Here is a 20,368-nt window from a genome sequence, read left to right on the forward strand (position 1 = left end):
CGGGTGGTACTGGTGGTGCGGTGTTGTCGTCAGGACGCCTTCACGAAGTTGAAGTCGACGACGTTCTGCGGGGTCAGCCCCGACGGGATCAGGCCAGAGCCCTGGAGAACGGCGATGGTCCGGGCCACCCGCTGCTCGTCCATGAGGCCGATCGGGGCACCACCGGCCGGCCGAACGTACGGGGTCATCACGTCGATCTCGCCCTTGCCCGCCGCAACCGCGTACGTCGGCTTGGCCTTGTTCAGGATCGCCGCCGCCTCGTCCGGGTGCTCGATGCTGTACTGCAGACCCTTGAGCGCCGCGTTGGTGAACCGCTGCACCAGGTCGGGGTCGTCCGCGATGAGCTTCGGCGTGGTGATGATCGCGTTGCCGAACAGGTCCCGCAGGTAGTCGCTGTACGGCAGGGTCACGACCTCCTTCTTGGAGGCGGTCGCCAGGGCGCCACGGCTGAGCAGGAAGGTGCCGAGCGCGTCCACCTGCCGGCTCGCCATCAGGCCGTTGAGCGCGGTGGCCTGCACACCCTGGATCTTGACCGACTTCGGGTCGAGCCCGGCCAGCTGGGCGTACGCCGGGAAGAGCAGCTCGGTCACCGAGCCGGCACCCGTGGCGATGGTCTTGCCGGCCAGGTCCTTCGGGGTGGTGATGTTGGTGTCCTTGGTGGTCATCACCGAGATGAGGGTCTGCTGGTGGATGGCCGCGATGGCCCGCCAGTCGGTGAACTCGCCCTTACCGGCCTGGATCACGGCACCGGTGAAGTCGAGCGCGGCGAACTGGACCTGGCCCGCCTTGAGCGCGGTCAGGTTCGGCTGGTTACCCGCACCCTCCTTGATGTCCACCTCGATGCCGGCCTCGGCGAAGAAGCCCTTCTCCTTGGCCACCCAGGCGAACGCGTCCCGGCCGACGGCGCCGAACGCGGTGATGTAGGCGACCTTGTCGGTCTCCTTGCTGCCGACGTCACCTCCCTTGTCGTCGGAGCCGCTGCAACCGCTCACGGCCATCGCCGTGGCCAGCAGCCCTGCTGCCAGCACGCGCGAGCGTCTGATCATTGTGAATGCCTCCAGCTTCAAACGGATCGACGGGCAGCCAGCCGCCGGTGCGCCCGCGCAGGCCGGACATCTCAGGATCGACGCCTGTGCGCGCTCGGCTCTCGCCCGGTCGAGAATGGTAGATGACCCGGGTTGCGCCTGTCACCGCAGAGATCCACAAAGTTGCGGCAAACGCCCGATGTTTTCTGTGCTGCCACAGGTTTCCGCAGCTCACCGCAGTGTTGACATTGTCCGGTCGGGCGGCGATCCTGTCAGCACGATTGTAAATAATCTTGGAGACAATGTTGCGGATGGTGGCCTCCAACCAGGGCGCGGCACACTCTCGCCCCCCGTCTGACCAGGGAAGTTCCCGTTCTTCCAGGTTGGACACAATGTATGGGCACGGAGGGTGACGCGGTGACGACCGAATCACGGGAGGCGAAGTCCACAGTGCGGCGTCCGGCGACCCGGACCGCCGACGAGGCGTACGAGCAGCTGCGGCAGGCGATCCGCAGCGGTGAGCTGATGCCGAACGAGCGGCTCATCGAGGTGGAGTTGGCGGCCCGGCTGCAGGTCAGCCGCGCGGTGGTGCGTACCGTGCTGGTCCGGCTCGGGCAGGACGGCCTGGTGGTGCTCACCCCGAACCGGGGTGCCCACGTACGGCTGGTGACCGAGGCCGAGGCGGTCGAGATCCTCCAGGTGCGGGCGGTGCTCGAGGCACTTGCCGCCCGCCAGGCGGCGATCAACGCGACCGCCCGGGAGATCGGCGGCCTGCGGCGGGTGCTGAACCGGATGACCCAGAAGCTGGAGCAGGACGACCTGCTCGGCTACTCCGAGGGCAACGCCAGCCTGCACAAGGCGATCATCGCGGCGGCGCGGCACGACACCGCCGCCCGGCTGATCAGCGGGCTCCGGGCCCAACTGGTCCGGTTCCAGTACCGGACGATCCTGGTGCCCGGCCGTCCGGCCCAGTCGCTCGGTGAGCACACCGACATCGTGGCGGCGATCGCGGCCCGCGACCCGGACGCCGCCGAGGCCGCCATGCGCCGTCATCTCGGCCAGGTGGAACTGACCCTGTCCAACACCGCCCGCGCGCGATCCGCGACGGTCAACCCCCTCCGTCCGTCCTGAGTCCGCGCCGCGCCCGTGCCGACCGCCGCTCGTGCCGACCCACGTACCCCGACCGATCCGAACCGACCGTCCCGGCCGCCCGTCGTGAACCGACGCGGCGGCAGAGCCCCTCAAGGAGCAGCATGTCCGATCATCCCGTCCCGTCCGCGCGGGCTCGTGCCCTGGTCGCCGGGGCGTACGACACCCACGTACACGTGGGTCCCGACGTGATGGAGCGCCGGATCGACGACCTCGACCTGGCGCGCCGCTGCGTCGAGGTGGGCCTCGCCGGCTTCGTCCTGAAGTCGCACTACGTGGCGACGGCCGAGCGGGCGGCGGTGGTCCGCAAGGTGGTGCCCGAGGTCGACGTCCTCGGCGCGGTCACCCTCAACGGCGCCATGGGCGGAATGAACCCGGCCGCCGTCGAGGTTGCCGGGCGCCAGGGCGCCCGGGTGGTGTGGATGCCCACTGTGGACTCCGGTAACCAGCGGCGCAGCACCGCCACCGACCTGCCCGGGTCCAAGCCGGCGATGTGGGGTGCGCTGCAGGCGGACCTGCACGCCCAGGGCATCGTGCCGGACGTCGTCGAGGTCGTCGACGACGAGGGACGGGTCCTGGAGCAGGTGCGCAAGGTGCTGCGGGTGATCGCCCGGCACGACATGGTGCTCGCCACCGGCCACCTGAACGGTGCCGAGATCCTGGCCGTCGTCCGGGCCGCCAAGGAGGAGGGCGTACGCCGGGTCGTGGTCACCCACCCCGAGTTCACCTCGCAGCGGCTTCCGGTGGAACAGCAGCGGGAACTGGCCGAGGCGGGTGCGCTGCTGGAGCGTTGCTTCACCACGCCGCACACCGGAAAGGTCGCCTGGGCGGATCTGATCGCCAACATCCGGGCGGTCGGCCCGGAGCACTCGATCCTCTCCAGCGACCTGGGACAGCCCTTCAACCCGCCGGTCGAGGACGGTCTGGCGCTCTTCGCCGACCACCTGCTGGAGGCCGGCTTCACCGAACAGGAGATCCAGACCATGGCGGTGGTCAACTCCCGTTTCCTGGCCGCCGCGAAGGCTGAGGTCATCGCATGAGCAAGCGGCGGATGCTGGTGGTCGGGGCGCACTCGGCCGACTTCGTGTGGCGGGCCGCCGGCGCGGTCGCCAAGCACACCGCGGCCGGGGGTGAGGCCCTGGTCGTCGCCCTCTCCTACGGCGAGCGCGGCGAGTCCGGTGAGCTGTGGAAGGACCCGAACCAGACGATCGAGAACGTGAAGCGGCTGCGGCACGCCGAGGCGGAGCGGGCCGCCGCCGCCGTCGGTGCCACGTTCGAGGCGTTCGACCTCGGCGACTACCCGTTGCGGATCCGGGACGAGGACATCGACCGGCTCGCCGGGCTGATGCGGGAGTACGCCCCGCACGTCGTACTCACCCACCCGGACCGGGACCCGTTCAACCCCGACCACCCGGTGGCGCACGCGGCGGTGGCGACCGCGCGGCAGCTCACTGCCGGCGCCGGGGTCTCCAGCGGGTTCAAGACCGCGCCGCCCTCGGAGTTCCTGATCTTCGAGCCGCACCAGCCCGAGCTGTGCGGTTTCGTGCCCACCGTCTTCGTCGACATCACCGACGTGATGCCGGCGAAGCAGGAGGCGATGGCGGCGATGGGTGCCCAGGGCTACCTTCGGGAGTACTACACCCAGCGGGCCGACCAGCGGGGCAACCACGCCCGTCGGGTCACCGGCAACGCCGCGATCAAGCAGGCGGAGGCGTTCCAGCGGCTGATCCCGAACGTGGTGGGGACGCTGTGAGCGGGGCGGACGACACGACGGCTCCGATCGACCCGGAGGTGCTCGGCACGCTGGCCGACGCCGGGGTGGCCGCCGTCTACGAGGCGTCCGGGCGACGCGGCCTGGTCGACGCCGACCTGACACAGATCGTCCCGGGGACCCGGGTCGCCGGTCCGGCCCGTACGGTGCGCTGCGGCCAGGACGACAACCGGGCCGTGCACGAGGCGATGACCCGGTTGCGCCCCGGTGAGGTCCTGGTGCTCACCATGCCGGAACCGGCCCCGGTGGCCCTGGTCGGCGAGCTGCTGGCCACCCAGGCGAAGGTCGCCGGCGCAGTCGGCGTACTGGTGGACGCCTCGGTGCGGGACGCCGACGAGCTGCGGGACCTCGGTCTGCCGATCTGGGCCCGTTGGGTACGGGTGCGTGGGGCGACCAAGCGCGAGCGGGGCGAACTCGACATCCCGGTACGGGTGGGCGGTGCGACGGTCAACCCGGGGGACGTCGTGGTGCTGGACGCCGACGGTGCGGTGGTCGTCGCCCGGGAGAACGTGGCCGAGGTGGCCGCCGCGACGACCGCCCGACTCGCCAAGGAGGCCGGGCTGCGCGCCCGGTTGGAGGCCGGCGAGCTCAGCTACGACCTGCACGGGATGCGGGCGGAGGACGAGTCCGCCGGATGAGGACGAGCCGTCCCGGGCTGGCCCAGCAGCCCGGGACGGCTTCCCCACGCGCCGCCGTCGGTTCCAGCCGGGCCGGTCGCGCCAACCCGCTCGCGTCAAACCCGCTCGATCGGTGGTTACCGCACGGCGAAGTCATCGCTCATGATGAATGTCCGGGTGTCGGGGGAAGCCCTCGACGCCGGCCGTCGAGAGCGAGGATCCGCATGTCCGACCGATCATCCCGTCCTGCCCGGTGGAGGGCCCGCACGCTCTGCCTGTCGATCGTCGCCGCCGTCGCGCTCGCCGCTGGCGGCGCACCGGCGTACGCGGCCGCCGACGACACCGAACCACCGACCACGCCCGGTCCGGTCACCGTCGTCGAGGCCACCGAAACCTCCGTCGTCCTCACCTGGGCACCGTCCACCGACAACGTCGGCGTGGTCAGCTACCAGGTCGCCCGCTTCTACACCGACGTGGGCAACAGCTACACCACCAGCACCAACCGCATCGAGATCACCGGCCTCCGGGCCTCGCAGACCTCCTTCTACCAGGTCGTCGCGATCGACGCGGCCGGCAACCGGTCCGCCTACAGCGACAGCGTGGCGGTGACCCAGCCACCGGGGGACAGTCAGCCGCCGAGCGTGCCCGGCCAGCCGGTCGCCTCGCAGGTCACCAAGACCAGTGTGCTGCTGACCTGGGCCCGCTCCACCGACAACATCATGCTCAACCGCTACGAGATCCTGCGGATCACCGACGACGGCAGCACGGTGGTCGGCACCGCCTCGCAGCACCCGCCGGGGCGCAACCAGTTCACCGTCACCGGGCTGGCCCCGCAGACGTCGTACACCTTTGCGGTGCGGGCGGTCGACGACGCCGGCAACGTCTCGGCGCCGTCCCCGTCGGTCAGCGTGACGACCCTCGACGCGGACGCCGACACCACGCCGCCGAGCCGGCCGGGTGAGATCACCGTCGTCGAGGCCACCGAGACCTCCGTGCTGCTCACCTGGGCGGCCTCCACCGACAACGTCGGCGTCGAGCGGTACGAGGTGACCCAGATCTTCACCGACGTGGCGATGCTGCACCGGACGACGACGAACAGCATCCGGCTGACCAACCTGCAGCCGTCCCGGACGTACACGTTCGGGGTCTTCGCGGTGGACGCGGCCGGGAACCGTTCGGCGGCGCCGCCGACGCTGCGGTTCATCGCGCCGCCGGGGGACGACGAGCCGCCGACCGCACCGACCGACCTGGCCACCACCGTGGTGGGCGAGGAGACGGTCGGTCTGACCTGGTCCCCGTCCACGGACAACGTGGTGCTGCAGCGGTACGAGGTGGTGTCGATCACCCCGGACGGCAGCACCGTGGTGGCCACGGTCGGGCTGCTCCCGCCCGCGTTGCCGAGCACCGGTGCGGTGGTGTACGGCCTGTCCGCAGGGACGACGTACGCCTTCGGTGTGCGGGCCGTGGACGAGGCCGGCAACGTGTCCCCGCTCTCCGCGCCGATCACCGTGACCACCCGGAGTGGACCGGAGGAGAGCTGCACGATTGCCTACGACGTGTCGACGTGGCCCGGCGGCATGCTGGTGCACATGACGGTCCGCAACACCGGCTCCACGGTCTTCGACGACTGGACGTTCGGCTGGACCCTGCCGGCCAGCCAGCAGTTGTACAGCGTCTGGGGAGCCGAGTTGGTCAACCGGGGCGGCGACAGTGTCATCGTCCGGCATCCGCGCCACCGCCCGAGTCTCGAACCCGGTGACAGCGCGACGATCTCGTACGTCGCCTCGGGCTCGACCGGGCCGGCCAATCCGATCCTGAACGGCATCGTCTGCCGGGCCGGCTGACCGTTCCGCGCAAGCCCTTCGTCTCGGGCCGTGGGCGGTGGGATGTGGGGGTGGAGGGCGCGCCGGAGCGTGCGCGCCCTCCACGACCGTAGCGGTCCCCGGCGGCGGCCGATGTCGGGAACATGCCGATCCGGGGTGCCGCGTGTCCTACGCCGTGAATCAGCGTTTCCTTAGGTAATCGCACCGGCGCCGCCGTTGTCGATTGACAGGACTGCCGATATGGCGAAGGAGTGGACGGACGGCCATGCACCCATCGTCGGAACGGTGACCGGGTGACCGAACTGCCGGACGGTGCCGCTGAGATTGCCGTGGACATCGAGCGGGTGGTGGCGTCACCAGTCACCGTGGAGGAGCGGGTCGCGGAGCTGTTCACGGTGCTGCGCCGACTGGCGCCGATCCAGGCTGGTGTCCTTCATCTGCTGGATCCCGAGCATCGCGGCTTCGAATCACTCGGCGGCTTCGGCTACTCCGAGTCGACCATCGCCTGGCAGCGAGGGCTGGAGCACTACCGCGAGATGGAACTGCTCGGAATGGACCGGGACCGGCCGCCGCTGCGGGTCAAAGACACCCCTGTCCCGGTGGCCGAACTGGTCTCCTGGAGCACGCACTTCGCGCCGGCCGGCTTCAAGGAGGGCATCGGGGTCGGGCTGTTCAGCCCGGACGGCCGCCACGTCGGCATGCTGACCATGCACACCGACACCGTCGACCATCCGACCGACGCGGTCCGGGACTTCCTCGGCCTGCTCGCTCCGGTGATCGCCGAGGGAGTGGACCCGCTGCGGTCCATCGTCACCCTCGCCAGGATTGTCGCCAACGCGACGGCCGGCGTGGTGCTGACCCGGGCAGGGAACGTGGTCGAGCTGGCGGGGCTGCCGGACCATCCGGTACTTCGGCCCGGCTCGCCCGTGCTCGGCGCGGTGGCCGAGAGCCTGACCGAGGGGGAGCCGCACGCCGCGTTTCTGTGTCCGTACCGCTCGGGCGCGGGGTGCCGCGAGTTCCTGCGAATCAGTGTGTTGGCCTGTCCGGATCATGCACCGGCGTACCTGCATGCCGTGGTGCTGGTCTCGCCTCCCGGCAACCTGCACGGGCTGACCCGCCGGGAACTGGAGATCCTTGGCATGCTGATCGAGGGCTGGTCCAACCATCGGATAGCCGACACCCTGGTGATCGCCCAACGGACGGTCGCCGCGCACATCGAGCACATCCTGGCGAAACTGGCGGCCCCATCCCGCACCCTGGCCGCGGTACGCGCGGTCCGGCTGGGTCTGTACCTGCCACGATCACTGACCGGGAGCATCAGATGACCCGTACCCCCTCGCTACCCGACATCGTCCGCCAGGCGGCGGCGATCACCGCGAGTCCGATCGGGGAGGACCGGCCGGCCCAGTGGCTGTCCCTGCTGCGCCAGGTGGTGCCCTACGACGCGGCGTGGCTGTCCCTGGCCGACGATCGGAACCACCGGTTCGTCGAGGTGACGTCAACCGGCTACCCCGAGCGGATCCAGACCTACTTCGGCACCCGGGCATCGATGGACCAGGCCGAACAGGCGGGCCTGACCGAGTCGCCCGTCCCGCAGTGCGGCCGGGACCACCCGATACCGGCCGTCGAGTACGAGATCTGGAGCGACTACTACCTGCCGGCCGGGTTCCGGGAGGGGCTGGCGGTCGGTCTGCTCAGCCAGGATCGCCGCCACATCGGCATGCTCGCGCTCAGCACCGAGGACGCGGGCCACCCCACCGACGCGGAGCGGGACCTGATCGGGGTGTTGGCACCCCGGATCGCGGCGACGCTCGATCCGTTGCGGTCGCTGGCGGTACTGGCGCGTGTAGTCCACGACGCCGTCGCCGGGCTGGTGCTGACCCGTGCGGGCGAGCCGTTCTCCCTGTGCGGCCTGCCCGGGCACCCACTGCTGGCAGCCGGGTCGCCGTTGCTCGCGGTGATCGACGAGATGGCCCCACGGGGCGAGGGCTCGGTGTCCTTTCTCTGGCCCGTCCGACAACGGTCCGAACTGGTGCGTGATGTCCCGGAGGCTATCGACGGTCTGTTCCGGGTCGTGCTGCTGGGCTGCGCCGCCGCACCGGCGCCGGTGCTCGGACTGGCGATGCTCGCCCCGCTGCCGAAGGGTTGGTCCGTCCTGAACCGGCGCGAGCTGGTGGTGCTGGGTCTGCTGCTGGCCGGCTGGACCGACGAGCAGGTCGCGGTCGGTCTGGATTTGCCGCTGACCACGGTCATCGACACGGTGTGCCGGAGCATTGTCGCGCTTCAGGCGCCGGACCGGCACGTCGCCCTGCTGCGGGCGGCCCGTCGGGGCTGGTTCATCCCACACCGGGCAGGGACGGCGCCACGGGGCTGACCGGACGGCCGGTATGGAGGTCCCACCGCTCGGATGTCGTGAATCGACGTGTCCCGGTGAAGTGTGGGCCGCTTGGTTAGCTAACCGGATCAGCCGGGGTTTTTGTCGGTGGACAGGACAGTGTCGGTGGCGTGGCGTGGGTCACAAGCCGGAACATGGGACACCGTTTGTTACTTGAGTCGTACAAGCTCAACTAACGATGGCAGGTGTTCGATGGCAACTCTTCCGGTTCTTCCGCTGACCGACGCTGTCCTTCTGCCCGGCATGGTCATTCCGGTGACCCTCGACGCGACCACCCAGTCCGCGGTCGACGCCGCCCGGGCGACGGGTGACAAGAAGCTGCTCGCCGTACCCCGGGTCGACGGGGAGTACGGCTCCACCGGCGTGATCGCCACGATCGAGAAGGTCGGCCGGCTGCCCAGCGGCGAACCGGCCGCGGTGGTCCGTGGCCTGGCCCGGGCCCGGATCGGCTCCGGTGTGCCCGGCCCCGGCGCCGCGCTCTGGGTCGAGGCGACCGAGAGCACCGAACCCGCTCCGGCCGGCAAGGCGAAGGAACTGGCCCGGGAGTACCGCGCGCTGGTCACCTCCCTGCTCCAGGAGCGGGGCGCCTGGCAGGTCATCGACGCCGTCGAGCGGATGACCGACCTGTCGGAGCTGGCCGACTCGGCCGGCTACGCACCCTGGCTCACCCTGGAACAGAAGATCGAACTGCTCGACGCGCCGGACGTGACCACCCGACTCGAACTGCTGGTCGGCTGGGTGAAGGACTACCTGGCCGAGCAGGAGGTCACCGAGCGGATCAACAACGACGTACGCGAGGGGCTGGAGAAGTCCCAGCGCGAGTTCCTGCTCCGCCAGCAGCTCGCCGCGATCCGCAAGGAACTCGGTGAGGACGAGCCGGACGGCTCGGCCGACTACCGCTCCCGGGTGGAGTCCGCCGACCTGCCGGAGAAGGTCCGCGAGGCGGCGCTGCGCGAGGTCGGCAAGCTGGAACGGGCCAGCGACGCCTCCCCGGAGGCGGGCTGGATCCGTACCTGGCTGGACACCGTGCTGGAGATGCCGTGGAACGTCCGGACCGAGGACAACACCGACCTGGTCCGGGCCCGCGAGGTGCTGGACGCCGACCACGCAGGCCTGGCCGACGTGAAGGACCGGATCCTGGAGTACCTCGCGGTGCGTAACCGGAGGGCGGCCCGCAACCTGCAGGTCGTCGGGGGTCGCGGCTCGGGTGCCGTACTGGCCCTGGGCGGCCCGCCCGGAGTCGGCAAGACCAGCCTCGGCGAGTCCGTCGCCCGGGCCCTCGGCCGGAAGTTCGTCCGGGTCTCGCTCGGCGGCGTACGGGACGAGGCCGAGATCCGGGGCCACCGCCGGACGTACGTCGGTGCGTTGCCCGGCCGGATCGTCCGGGCGCTGCGCGAGGCCGGGTCGATGAACCCGGTCGTGCTGCTCGACGAGGTCGACAAGCTCTCCGTCGGGTACGCCGGTGACCCGGCCGCCGCCCTGCTGGAGGTGCTCGACCCGGCGCAGAACCACACCTTCCGGGACCACTACCTGGAGGTCGACCTCGACCTGTCGGACGTGCTCTTCCTGGCCACCGCGAACGTGGTGGAGGCGATCCCCGGCCCGCTGCTGGACCGGATGGAGCTGGTCACCCTGGACGGCTACACCGAGGAGGAGAAGGTCGCGATCGCCCGGGACCACCTGCTGCCGAGGCAGATCGAGCGGGCCGGGCTGACCGTGGACGAGGTGAGCGTCTCCGACGCCGCCCTGGCCGCGATCGCCGGCGAGCACACCCGGGAGGCGGGGGTACGTCAGCTCGAACGCGCCCTGGCGAAGATCCTCCGCAAGGTCGCGGTGGCGCTGGCCTCGACCGAGGGCCCGGTCCGGGTCGACACCGACAACCTGGCCAGCTACCTGGGTCGGCCGAAGTTCACGCCGGAGTCGGCGGAGCGGACGGCGGTGCCGGGGGTGGCGACCGGGCTGGCGGTGACCGGTGCCGGTGGTGACGTGCTGTTCATCGAGGCAACCAGCATGGAGGGCGAGCCGGGGCTGACCCTGACCGGGCAGCTCGGCGACGTGATGAAGGAGTCGGCGCAGATCGCTCTCTCCTACCTGCGGTCGAACGGTCGGAAGCTGGGGTTGGACCCGAACGCCCTGGCCGGGCGGCGGATCCACGTCCACTTCCCGGCGGGTGCGGTGCCGAAGGACGGCCCGAGCGCGGGCATCACCATGGTCACCGCGCTGGCGTCGCTGGTCACCGGTCGCCCGGTACGCCCCGAGTTCGGGATGACCGGCGAGGTGACCCTCTCCGGTCGGGTGCTGCCGATCGGCGGGGTGAAGCAGAAGCTGCTCGCCGCGCACCGGGCCGGTCTGACCGAGGTGATCATCCCCGCCCGTAACGAGCCGGACCTGGACGACCTGCCGGCCGAGGTGCGCGAGGCGTTGACCGTGCACACCCTGGCCGACGTCGCCGACGTACTGGCGCTGGCCCTGCGGCCGGCCGACATCGGCGCGGAGGCGCTGGACGGCCCGGCGCTCGCCGCCGCCTGATCCGCCTGACCTGACGGTGGGCGCCCACAACGGTGTGGGCGCCCACCGTCGTTTCGGCTCCCTGGTCGCGGTTGACCTCGACAATGGTTGAGGTTTTACTGTCGGACCCCACCGGTACGGTCCGAAACCGCGGCCGGGCGAAGGGGCGTAGCGATGAGCATGGAAGTCACCGCGTGGAACTCGATGTACCGGATGACCCACGCGCAACAGGACAAGCGGCCGTTCTCCATGGCCACGCTGCGCCGGATCGGGGGTTTCGCCCGGCCGCACCGGCGCCGGATCATCGGCTACCTGCTGCTCAGTGTCGTGTTGGCGGTGCTGGCGGTGGCCACCCCGGTGCTCGCCGGGCGGGTGGTCGACACCATCGTCGGCGGCGGTGACCCCGGGCTGGTGATCCGGCTCGCCCTGCTGATCGCCGTGGTCGCGCTCGCCGAGGCCGGTCTCGGGCTGCTCAACCGCTGGCTGTCGGCGAGCCTCGGCGAGGGGCTGATCCTCGACCTGCGTACCGCCGTCTTCGACCACGTGCAGCGGATGCCGGTCGCGTTCTTCACCCGTACCCGGACCGGCGCCCTGGTCAGCCGGCTCAACAACGACGTGATCGGCGCGCAGCGGGCGTTCAGCGACACCCTCTCCGGGGTGGCCGGCAACCTGGTCACCCTGCTGCTCACCCTCGTCGTGATGATCAACATCTCGTGGCGGATCACCCTGCTGGCCCTGGTGCTGCTGCCGGTCTTCGTGCTGCCGGCCCGGCGGATGGGCAACCGGCTGGCCCGGCTCGGCCGGGAGGCGGCGGACCACAACGCGGCGATGGGCAACCAGATGACCGAGCGGTTTTCCGCGCCCGGCGCCACCCTGGTCAAGCTCTTCGGCCGCCCCGGCCGCGAGTCGGCCGAGTTCGCCGACCGGGCCCGCCGGGTCCGCGACATCGGGGTCCGCACCGCGATGGTCCAGACCGTCTTCCTCACCGCGCTCACCGTGGTCTCGACGCTGGCCCTGGCCCTGGTGTACGGCCTCGGCGGCTGGTCGGCGCTGCGCGGCGACCTGGAGGCCGGCGCGGTCGTCGCGCTCGCCCTGCTGATCACCCGCCTCTACGCGCCGCTGACCTCCCTGGCCAGCGCCCGGGTCGAGGTGATGAGCGCGCTGGTCAGCTTCGAACGGGTCTTCGAGGTGCTCGACCTGAAGCCGCTGATCACCGAGAAGTCGGACGCCCGGCCGGTGCCGGCCGGGCCGGTCTCGGTCGAGCTGGCCGGGGTCCGGTTCGGCTACCCGTCGGCGGAGAAGGTCTCGCTCGCCTCGCTGGAGGAGGTGGCGACCCTGGACACCCGGGGCGGCGTCGAGGTGCTGCACGACGTCTCGTTCCGGGTCGAGCCGGGGCAGCTGGTGGCCCTGGTCGGCTCCTCCGGGGCGGGCAAGTCCACCATCGCCCAGCTGGTGCCCCGGCTCTACGACGTCGACGCCGGCGCGGTACGCCTCTCCGGGGTCGACGTACGGGACCTGAGCTTCGAGTCGATCCGGGACACCCTCGGCCTGGTCACCCAGGACGGGCACCTGTTCCACGACACCATCCGGGCCAACCTGCTGCTGGCCCGCCCCGAGGCGACCGACGACGAGGTGTGGGACGCGCTGCGCCGGGCCCGGCTCGCCGACCTGGTCGAGGCGCTGCCCGACGGGCTGGAGACCGTGGTCGGTGAGCGCGGCTACCGGCTCTCCGGCGGCGAGCGGCAGCGGCTGACCATCGCCCGGCTGCTGCTGGCCCGCCCCCGGGTGGTGATCCTCGACGAGGCGACCGCCCACCTGGACTCGACCTCGGAGGCGGCGGTGCAGGCGGCGCTGGCCGAGGCGCTCGCCGACCGTACCGCGCTGGTGATCGCCCACCGGCTCTCCACGGTCCGGGCCGCCGACCAGATCCTGGTGGTCGAGGCCGGCCGGATCGTGGAACGCGGCACCCACGACGAACTGCTCGCCCTCGACGGCCGGTACGCCGAGCTGTACCGCACCCAGTTCGCCCAGGACAGCCCGGCGCGGGTCGAGGACGGCGAACTGGTCGCGGGCTGAGCCGGGGAACACCGACCCCGGCGATCGGCCAACAACAGGCATGACACGACAGAGCCGGGTCGGAAGACCGACGGATCGAGTGGGATCCGACGGGATCGGACGTGGCAGGTCGGGGTGGATTGGTCGGACAATGGCCCGGTGACATTCGAGCCACCCCGTTCCGGACAGCCCGCGCAGTCGCTCTCCGGGTCGGTCCCCGCCCAGCCCTCCCCGCCCGAGACGACGCCGCCGCCGGAGACGGCCCCGCTGCCGGCCCCGGCACCCGGCCCGGAGACGTCGCCGGAACCGGCCCCCGCGCCGGAGGTGCCGCCGTCGGTGGAGCCGCCGGCCGTGCCGACCGGCTCGCCGTCGACGGTCACCGTGCCGGCCGGAACACCGACCCCGGGCGGCGAGCCGTCCGGCGCGGAGACCCCGGCCGCGAAGTCGGACGACAAGGACGCGCACCAGACAAAGGTGCGGATCGACACCCCGGGCGCCACGATCGAGATCGAGGCGAACGAGCCGCTCTCCGAGGTCGTGGCGACCGCGTTGCGGCTGTTCCACGAGGCCGGCGGCTGGCCGCAGGTGCCGTACCGGTCGGCCGGGTTCGCCCAGGCCGAGCGCCGCGACACCCTCCCGGTCCAGCCCAGTTCGATGCCGTACGGGCCGGGGTCGTACCCGATCCAGATGCCGTGACGGGACCGGCTCAGGCCGGCCCGGTCGCCTGTCCCCGGCGGCGGTGGTGGTCACCGCCGCCGGGGACGGTGGCCGCCCGGCGGGGTACCACCCGGGTCTGATCTGAGCGTGTCGCCGGTCACCGCCCTGATGGTTGCCCTGCCCTGCGCGAGGTCAGGCGGTTGGCGGGGTGGGGGTCTGCCACAGGGCGCTGACCGGCATGGCACGGAGTCTGTCGCCGAACGGCAGCGTGGCGGTTCCGGTGTAGAGGACGATGCCGGCGACGAATTCGTCGCCGAGGCGCTCGGCGAGTCGGCGTAGTCCGCGGAAGTCGCCAGGTCCGACCGTGGTGGCCGCTTTGACCTCGATCCCGACGACCTGGCCGGATCGGTTCTCTAGCACCGCGTCGACTTCGTACCTGCTCTGGTCGCGGTAGTGGGACAGATCGACGAACTGTGTAGACCAGGTGAGCTGCCGGGACAACTCGGACAGGACGAATGACTCGAGCAGCGGGCCGAACGGTGCACCCGGCCGGAGTAGCGCCCGGGCGTCGGTTGCGATCTCGTTGGCGGCGATTCCCGAGTCGACAAAGATCAGTTTGGGTGCGGCCGTGGTGCGGGTGCCCAGGTTGCGGGACCAGCCGGGAATTCGTTTGACCAGGAAGATCTCTTCCAGGGCCCGGAGATAGCGTGCGATCGTCGGCCGGCTCAACCCGAGTGCGGACTCGAGGGAGTTGGCGGCGATGATCGTCGCGGACCTGGCCGCGAGGAGGCGGACCAGCTTGCGGAGCTCGCCCTTGTGCTGGATGTCCGACAGTTGCCGGACATCGCGGTCGATGAGCGCCTGGACGTACGCGTCGAAGAACCGTTGGCGACGGCGGGGGTCCGCGCGGGCGGTGGCCTCGGGTAGACCGCCGCGGACGATTCTGGCCGCGTAGTCGGCGCGGGTCACCTCCGACTCGTGTCGCAGGTCCGGACCGAGCGCGAAGATGGCGTCGACGAATCCGTCCGGCGCACTGTCGAGTTCTCCCTGGGAGAACGGCCACAGCTCGACGGTTTCCATCCGGCCGGGCAGCGCGTCCGGGGCTGCCACCATGCCGAAGAGCCGAGACGAGCCGGTGAGCAGATACCGGCCGGGACGGGGATCCTCGTCGACGGCTGCCTTGATCGCCAGCAGGAGCTCCGGAGCCCGCTGGATCTCGTCGACGACCAGGAGTTCGGGGGAGTCGACGAAGCCGACCGGGTCGGCGATCGCCGCCTCCCGGTCCTGCGCCCGGTCGAGATCGCGGCGCTCGGCGAGACGATCGCCGGCAACGATGCGAACGAGGGTGCTCTTGCCTGCCTGGCGCGCGCCACTGATCAGCACGACACGGGTGTCGGCCAGGGCCGCGTCGACCTGCGCGGCAGCGTGGCGGGGAACCAGGTGCGGTGTGGGCACGCGTCATGATAGCTGGCGCGGTTTCGATCTGCGGGGCCAGGTGCTTTCGATCTGCGGCAGAAGTCATGTGCGGAATGCGGGTCCTGGGTGTTCGATCTGCCGGCCCTGTGGTGCCCGCTCCCGCTCCCGCTCCCGCTCCCGGTTCCGGTCCCGGCACCGACGTCGGTCGGGACGATGGCACGGGCGCCCGCCGAGAAGCATCACTGCCGGTTCAACGTTATGCCTCAGCGGCATAAATATGACTCGGTGGCATGTCGCCCGACCGGCATGTGTCGACCGGAGGTCTGGCGATCAGGGCGTCGGCCGGTCCGACGGCAGACGGTAGACCGAGACGTGGGACCGGGACTCGGCGGTGAACTCGGCACCGGCCCAGTCCGCGTACCGGCTCTCCAGCTCGAAGCCGGCCAACCGCGCCATCAGGTCCAGTTCGGCGGGCCAGATGTAACGGTGCGGGCTGCGGAACAGCCGGGCGTCGGTGTTGTCGCCGAACCGGAAGTGGTGCGACACCACCTGCTGCCGCAGCACGTCGTAGGTGTCCAGTCCGACGTACCCGGCCTCGGAGCGCCAGACCACGGCCTGCTGACCCGGTGGCAGCTTGCGCAGCTCCGGCACCCACAGCTCGACCACGAACCGGCCGCCCGGGCCGAGGTGCCGGGCCGCGTTGCGGAAGCACGCCACCTGGCCCTCCTGGGTCAGCAGGTTGGAGATGGTGTTGTAGACGAGGTAGACGAGGGTGAACTCGCCGGGCGCCCCGGTACTCGCCATGTCGCCGACGACCACCGGGATCGTCGCCTCGTCCACCTTCGTCCGGAGCTGGTCGACCATCGGCTGGGACAGCTCGATGCCGGTGATCGGTACGCCCCGCGCGGCGAGCGGTACGGCGACCCGCCCGGTGCCGATGGCGAACTCCAGCGCCGCCCCGCCATCGGCCAGTTCGGCGAGCCGGTCCACCGCCGGTCCCAGCACCTCGGGCGCGAACATGCCGGTGCCCGGAGTGTCGTACCGTCGGGCGCTCTCGGCGTCCCAGATCTCGTCCTGCCACATGCCGACCACGGTTGCCGGCCGAGCCGGCGCTGTCCACCGTTTATCAGGCCGGTCCCCGGGCGTGGCGGCCTGATCAGGCGGGCAGGTCGAGCACCTCCCGCCAGACCTCCGGGCTCACGTCGTTGCCCCACAGCACGCCGTGACCGCTGTCGCCGGCGATCACGGCCATGGTGCGGACCGGAAGATCTGGTCGAGCCACGACGGCACCGCGCCGGTCCGGAGCAGTTCCACGATCGTCGGGACGACCTCGTCCCGGTATCGCCGGTCGTCGAAGACGAAGATCTCGGCATTCGTGCCCACCGTTCCACCTCCGGAGGGTGATCATGCCCGACCGGGTCATGGCTGGCGCGGCGTTTCCGGTCGCGCCTCACGTGCCCCAGCGACGGTTGCGCCTCAGATGCTGTGGCGACGGTTGCGTTCGATGTCGAGGCGGGGCCTGGCCCAGGCGAGGAAGCGCTGGTAGAGCTGGCCGGTGTCGGGGCCCGGGTCGGGGTTGAGCCGGTACAAATCGTCCACGGCGGCCTGCAGCATCGTCGCCAGATAAACGTGCAGTGCGACCGGGTCGTCGACGTACTCGACGGTGAGCAGGCTGCGGGCGGCCAGGCAGGGCCAGTCGACGACACAGACTCGGCAGAGCCAGAGCGGACGTTGCGGCAGGTGCGTGTTCGCCGCTACGGCCGGCTTCCTGGCGTACGGGTTTCTGGGGTCCGACGGTCCTCCGCTGCGGTCGGCGGCTGTCATCGCGCCGTATCCCGGAACCGGAAGCGGAAATGACCCGCGTTGCGGGCTCGGGTCGGGCCGGGGCAGACCAGGAAATTCCACCACTCCTCCTTTCCCCGGATGTGGAAGCGGGGGCCGTCTCGGGTGGGGGAGAGGGGATTCCCGACGGCCCCCGCGCGGTTCCATCCGTCCTTCACCTGAACCCGGATCCGAATGGTCCCGCTGCCCACACTCTGCTATGGACATTGCGCCCCGGACTAGCAAAGATGGATGACTGTGGTTGTTCCGAGGGGGCCGGGACGAGTCATGTGGGCAGCCTGTGGTGGGCGCCGGGAAATTTGTGGAAACGATGGGGGATTACTCATGGGTATGTCGGCGGCGGAATTCCTGCTCGACGAGTTACGGCACGTACGTCTGGCCCTGAATCTCAGCCAGGAGGAGTTCGGAAAACTGATCAACTATTCCGGTTCACATGTCGGCTCGGTGGAGAATGGCAGCCGGGCGCCGAAGGAGGACTACCTCGCCGCGATCGACAAGCACTTCCACACCGGCGGGATCTTCGTCCGGATGTTGCGGAAGGTCATCGTCTTCGACGTCGTACCGCCCTGGTTCCGGGAGTGGGCCCGCAACGAGCTGCGGGCGGTCTTCCTCCGCTGGTTCGAGCTGGCCTTCGTCCCCGGCCTGCTGCAGACCGAGGCGTACGCCCGGGCGGTCGTCTCCGCCGACAACCGGTTGACCCCGGAGCAGGTCGACGTCCTGGTCGCGGACCGGTTGAAGTGGCAGGCGCGGCTCGACGACAAGAGTCTGGCCCAGGTGGTGACGGTGCTGGACGAGGCGGTGCTGCACCGCGCCATCGGTGGCGCGGCGGTGATGCGGGAGCAACTGCTCCACCTGGCCCGGCTCAACCAGGAGCATCCCCGGGTGCGGATCCAGGTGGTGCCGGCCACCGTCGGTGCCTATCCCGGGCTGGACGGGCCACTCATCATCGCGACCCTGCCGGAGAACGACGAAGTCGTATACCTTGAGAGCCGGATCAAGGGCCAGGTGCTCAGCCGCCCCGACGACGTGGCCGAGGTGCGCAAGCACTGGGAGGACATCCTGGCCGAGGCCCTGCCCCCGACCCAGTCGACCGAGCTGATCCTGGAGGTGGCCGAGCGATGGACCTGACCGGGGCCCGCTGGCGCAAGAGCAGCCGCAGCAACTCGACTGGCGCGTGTGTGGAGGTGGCGGACAACCTGCCCGGGATGGTGGGGGTACGGGACAGCAAGGACCCGGGCGGTCCGGCCCTGATCTTCACCCCGTCCGCCTGGCGTCTGTTCGTCGCCGGCAGCCGCCGTTAGCGCCGCCTGGGGGGCCGGATTCGCGGCTGCCGTACTAGGCTCGCGCGATGCGGATCATCGATGGCGCGGGTGTGTGGACGCCGACCCCCACCGGACAGGCGAACGACTGGGTCGAGCACCTGAGGGTGCCGGCCCTGTCGGTGGGCACGTACTGCATTCCGGCCGGCGGGGTCGACAACCAGAGCCCACACACCGAGGACGAGATCTACGTGGTCACCACCGGACGGGCCACGATCGTGACACCCGACGGCACGGCCGAGGTACGTCCCGGCTCGGTGATCTTCGTGCCGGCCGGTGAGGAGCACCGGTTCGTCGAGGTGACCGAGGACCTGACCCTGCTGGTGGTGTTCGGCCCGGCGTACGGCTCACTCGCGCCGGACCGGTAGATTCCGGCGACCCTCCCGGCGCAGCCTGGCCCAGGAGGGTCGGGGCCGTTCGTGGATCGCGGCGACGAGACGTGGTTCCGACCGGTCAGGCCGCCGGCCCACCCAGGTGACGCGACAGCTCCCACGGGTCGTGCGCGGAGAAGACCGACACCTCGTTCCCGTGGTCGCGGACGAGTTCCCGCAGCCGCGCCTGGGTGCCGAGCCGGAGGTCGTGGTGCACCTCCGAGCGGCACTGCACGATGTCCAGCATCGGATGCGGGTGATGGTCCCGGTCGAGTTCCCGGTGGTAGTAGTACGCGTCGCCACAGTGCAGCAGCCAGCGGTCGCCGTCGCGTACCGCCACTCCGGTGTGGCCGACGGTGTGCCCACCGAGCGGAATCAGCCGGATCTCCGGCGGGAGCCCCTCCGGCTGGATCGAGGTGAAGCCGTACCAGTCCGGGCCGGGGCCGGTCGGGTAGGTGACCCACTTCGGCCCGTGCGCCCAGTGCGCCGGGCGGTACCGCAGGCTCGGCGCCTCCGCGAGCGCGGCGTCGAGTTCGGCGGCGAGGACGTGCACCCGCGCGTCCGGAAAGTCGGGCAGGCCGCCGCAGTGGTCCACGTCGAGATGGGTCACGAGGATGTGGCGTACGTCGTCGGGCGAGTAGCCGAGCCGCGCGAGCTGTCGTACCGCCGTCTCCTCCTCGTCGAGCACCGGCTGGACCATCTCGACCCAGCCGGCGTCGAGACTGCCGCCCGGATTCCGTACGTCGTCGAGCCCGAGACCGGTCTCGACCAGGACCAGGCCGGCGGAATCGGTCTCGACCAGCAGACAGTGGTTGACGGCCGGCGCGGGGGCCGGGCCCTCGTAGGTGGCCTCGATCTGCCGCATCGAGCCACAGTTCAGGTGATGAATCTTCACGCCGGCTACCCTCTGACTTGAACCGCGATTCAAGTCAAGGAGGCGGGATGAGCGAGGCACTGCTGGACATCGCCGAGGTGGCCGAGCGGGCCGGGGTGACCCCCTCCGCGTTGCGGTTCTACGAGCGGCGGGCGCTGATCTCGCCAGCCGGGCGCCGGGGGCTGCGCCGCACCTACCGGGCGGACGTGCTCGAACGCCTGACGTTCATCGCCTGCGCCCAGAACGCCGGATTCACCATCGCCGAGATCGCCCGGTTCCTGGTCTCCACCCCGGACGACACCCAGCTCCGGGCGCGGATGGCGGGGAAGGCACGCGAACTGGACGAGAACATCCAGCGGCTCAACCGGATGCGGGCGAGCCTGGAACACGCCTCGACCTGCCTGCACGAACTGCTGGTCGAGTGTCCCGCGTTCCGGGCCGCCCTCGTCCGTCCCGGTACCGGCGATCCCGCCCGGTCCGACTGACCCGCACCTGCCCCCGCAGCCCTGCCCCCGCAGCTGACCAGCAGCCCTGCCCCCGCAGCTG

The 20,368-nt window shown here is 70.8% G+C and carries 20 protein-coding genes; 14 read left to right on the plus strand and 6 right to left on the minus strand.

Going from position 1 to position 20,368, the window contains the following annotated elements; genetic code table 11:
• Positions 1-29: 29 nt before the first annotated feature.
• The gene (locus ABGB05_RS17200) at positions 30-1,046 is read right to left on the minus strand and encodes an ABC transporter substrate-binding protein (protein ID WP_347654413.1); all 1,017 of its coding nucleotides are present in this window, start codon (positions 1,044-1,046) and stop codon (positions 30-32) included.
• A gap of 396 nt (positions 1,047-1,442) precedes the next feature.
• On the opposite strand from ABGB05_RS17200, the gene ABGB05_RS17205 reads away from it, so the two are divergent.
• From ABGB05_RS17205 to ABGB05_RS17250, 10 genes are all read left to right on the plus strand, one after another.
• Positions 1,443-2,156 (plus strand): GntR family transcriptional regulator, encoded by a 714-nt coding sequence (locus ABGB05_RS17205; RefSeq protein ID WP_347654414.1) that lies wholly within the window; start codon positions 1,443-1,445, stop codon positions 2,154-2,156.
• A 122-nt stretch (positions 2,157-2,278) separates the two neighbouring features.
• On the plus strand, positions 2,279-3,214 hold the full coding sequence (locus ABGB05_RS17210; protein ID WP_347654415.1) for a DUF6282 family protein: 936 nt from the start codon (positions 2,279-2,281) through the stop codon (positions 3,212-3,214).
• Positions 3,211-3,927 carry a PIG-L deacetylase family protein gene (locus tag ABGB05_RS17215; protein WP_347654416.1) on the plus strand — a complete coding sequence of 239 codons (717 nt, stop codon included), beginning with the start codon at positions 3,211-3,213 and terminating at the stop codon, positions 3,925-3,927. The genes ABGB05_RS17210 and ABGB05_RS17215 overlap by 4 nt, the downstream gene beginning before the upstream one ends.
• Complete coding sequence (locus ABGB05_RS17220) at positions 3,924-4,583, plus strand: 4-carboxy-4-hydroxy-2-oxoadipate aldolase/oxaloacetate decarboxylase (RefSeq protein ID WP_347654417.1); 660 nt, start codon at positions 3,924-3,926, stop codon at positions 4,581-4,583. Before ABGB05_RS17215 ends, ABGB05_RS17220 begins: the two co-directional genes overlap by 4 nt.
• Before the next feature lie 203 nt (positions 4,584-4,786).
• On the plus strand, positions 4,787-6,406 hold the full coding sequence (locus tag ABGB05_RS17225; protein ID WP_347654418.1) for a fibronectin type III domain-containing protein: 1,620 nt from the start codon (positions 4,787-4,789) through the stop codon (positions 6,404-6,406).
• Positions 6,407-6,678: 272 nt separating this feature from the next.
• Positions 6,679-7,710, plus strand: a complete 1,032-nt coding sequence (locus tag ABGB05_RS17230; protein WP_347654419.1) for a helix-turn-helix transcriptional regulator — start codon at positions 6,679-6,681, stop codon at positions 7,708-7,710.
• Positions 7,707-8,759 carry a GAF domain-containing protein gene (locus tag ABGB05_RS17235; RefSeq protein WP_347654420.1) on the plus strand — a complete coding sequence of 351 codons (1,053 nt, stop codon included), beginning with the start codon at positions 7,707-7,709 and terminating at the stop codon, positions 8,757-8,759. Before ABGB05_RS17230 ends, ABGB05_RS17235 begins: the two co-directional genes overlap by 4 nt.
• Positions 8,760-8,972: 213 nt before the next feature.
• The gene (gene lon / locus ABGB05_RS17240; protein WP_347654421.1) at positions 8,973-11,309 is read left to right on the plus strand and encodes an endopeptidase La; all 2,337 of its coding nucleotides are present in this window, start codon (positions 8,973-8,975) and stop codon (positions 11,307-11,309) included.
• Between the two features lie 183 nt (positions 11,310-11,492).
• On the plus strand, positions 11,493-13,364 hold the full coding sequence (locus ABGB05_RS17245) for an ABC transporter ATP-binding protein (RefSeq protein ID WP_347654460.1): 1,872 nt from the start codon (positions 11,493-11,495) through the stop codon (positions 13,362-13,364).
• 138 nt (positions 13,365-13,502) lie between these two features.
• Positions 13,503-14,039, plus strand: a complete 537-nt coding sequence (locus ABGB05_RS17250) for a hypothetical protein (protein WP_347654422.1) — start codon at positions 13,503-13,505, stop codon at positions 14,037-14,039.
• A gap of 153 nt (positions 14,040-14,192) precedes the next feature.
• On the opposite strand, the gene ABGB05_RS17255 is transcribed toward ABGB05_RS17250, so the two are convergent.
• The 4 genes from ABGB05_RS17255 to ABGB05_RS17270 all read right to left on the minus strand — a co-directional run bounded on the left by ABGB05_RS17255 (position 14,193) and on the right by ABGB05_RS17270 (position 17,321).
• Positions 14,193-15,455 carry an ATP-binding protein gene (locus ABGB05_RS17255; protein ID WP_347654423.1) on the minus strand — a complete coding sequence of 421 codons (1,263 nt, stop codon included), beginning with the start codon at positions 15,453-15,455 and terminating at the stop codon, positions 14,193-14,195.
• A 291-nt stretch (positions 15,456-15,746) separates the two neighbouring features.
• Positions 15,747-16,499 (minus strand): class I SAM-dependent methyltransferase, encoded by a 753-nt coding sequence (locus tag ABGB05_RS17260; RefSeq protein ID WP_347654424.1) that lies wholly within the window; start codon positions 16,497-16,499, stop codon positions 15,747-15,749.
• Positions 16,500-16,658: 159 nt separating this feature from the next.
• Positions 16,659-16,799: a hypothetical protein gene (locus ABGB05_RS17265; protein WP_347654425.1), complete on the minus strand. Its 141-nt coding sequence runs from the start codon at positions 16,797-16,799 to the stop codon at positions 16,659-16,661.
• A gap of 93 nt (positions 16,800-16,892) precedes the next feature.
• Entirely contained in the window at positions 16,893-17,321 is a 429-nt protein-coding gene (locus ABGB05_RS17270) for a hypothetical protein (RefSeq protein ID WP_347654426.1), read from the minus strand.
• Positions 17,322-17,582: 261 nt separating this feature from the next.
• Here ABGB05_RS17270 and ABGB05_RS17275 point away from each other — a divergent pair, with 261 nt between their 5' ends.
• From ABGB05_RS17275 to ABGB05_RS17285, 3 genes are read left to right on the plus strand one after another with little or no spacing between them, the layout of a single operon-like run.
• Entirely contained in the window at positions 17,583-18,386 is an 804-nt protein-coding gene (locus ABGB05_RS17275) for a helix-turn-helix transcriptional regulator (protein ID WP_347654427.1), read from the plus strand.
• Positions 18,377-18,559 (plus strand): DUF397 domain-containing protein, encoded by a 183-nt coding sequence (locus ABGB05_RS17280; protein ID WP_347654428.1) that lies wholly within the window; start codon positions 18,377-18,379, stop codon positions 18,557-18,559. Before ABGB05_RS17275 ends, ABGB05_RS17280 begins: the two co-directional genes overlap by 10 nt.
• Before the next feature lie 47 nt (positions 18,560-18,606).
• The gene (locus ABGB05_RS17285; protein WP_347654429.1) at positions 18,607-18,945 is read left to right on the plus strand and encodes a cupin domain-containing protein; all 339 of its coding nucleotides are present in this window, start codon (positions 18,607-18,609) and stop codon (positions 18,943-18,945) included.
• Between the two features lie 85 nt (positions 18,946-19,030).
• Here the strand turns inward: ABGB05_RS17285 and ABGB05_RS17290 are convergent, their stop codons facing one another.
• Positions 19,031-19,843, minus strand: a complete 813-nt coding sequence (locus ABGB05_RS17290) for an MBL fold metallo-hydrolase (RefSeq protein WP_347654430.1) — start codon at positions 19,841-19,843, stop codon at positions 19,031-19,033.
• A gap of 47 nt (positions 19,844-19,890) precedes the next feature.
• Between ABGB05_RS17290 and ABGB05_RS17295 the strand changes: the two genes are divergently transcribed.
• Positions 19,891-20,307: a MerR family transcriptional regulator gene (locus ABGB05_RS17295; protein WP_347654431.1), complete on the plus strand. Its 417-nt coding sequence runs from the start codon at positions 19,891-19,893 to the stop codon at positions 20,305-20,307.
• Positions 20,308-20,368 lie beyond the last annotated feature (61 nt).

Origin of the sequence: Plantactinospora sp. B5E13 (assembly GCF_039871775.1) — a bacterium.
GTDB lineage: Bacteria > Actinomycetota > Actinomycetes > Mycobacteriales > Micromonosporaceae > Plantactinospora.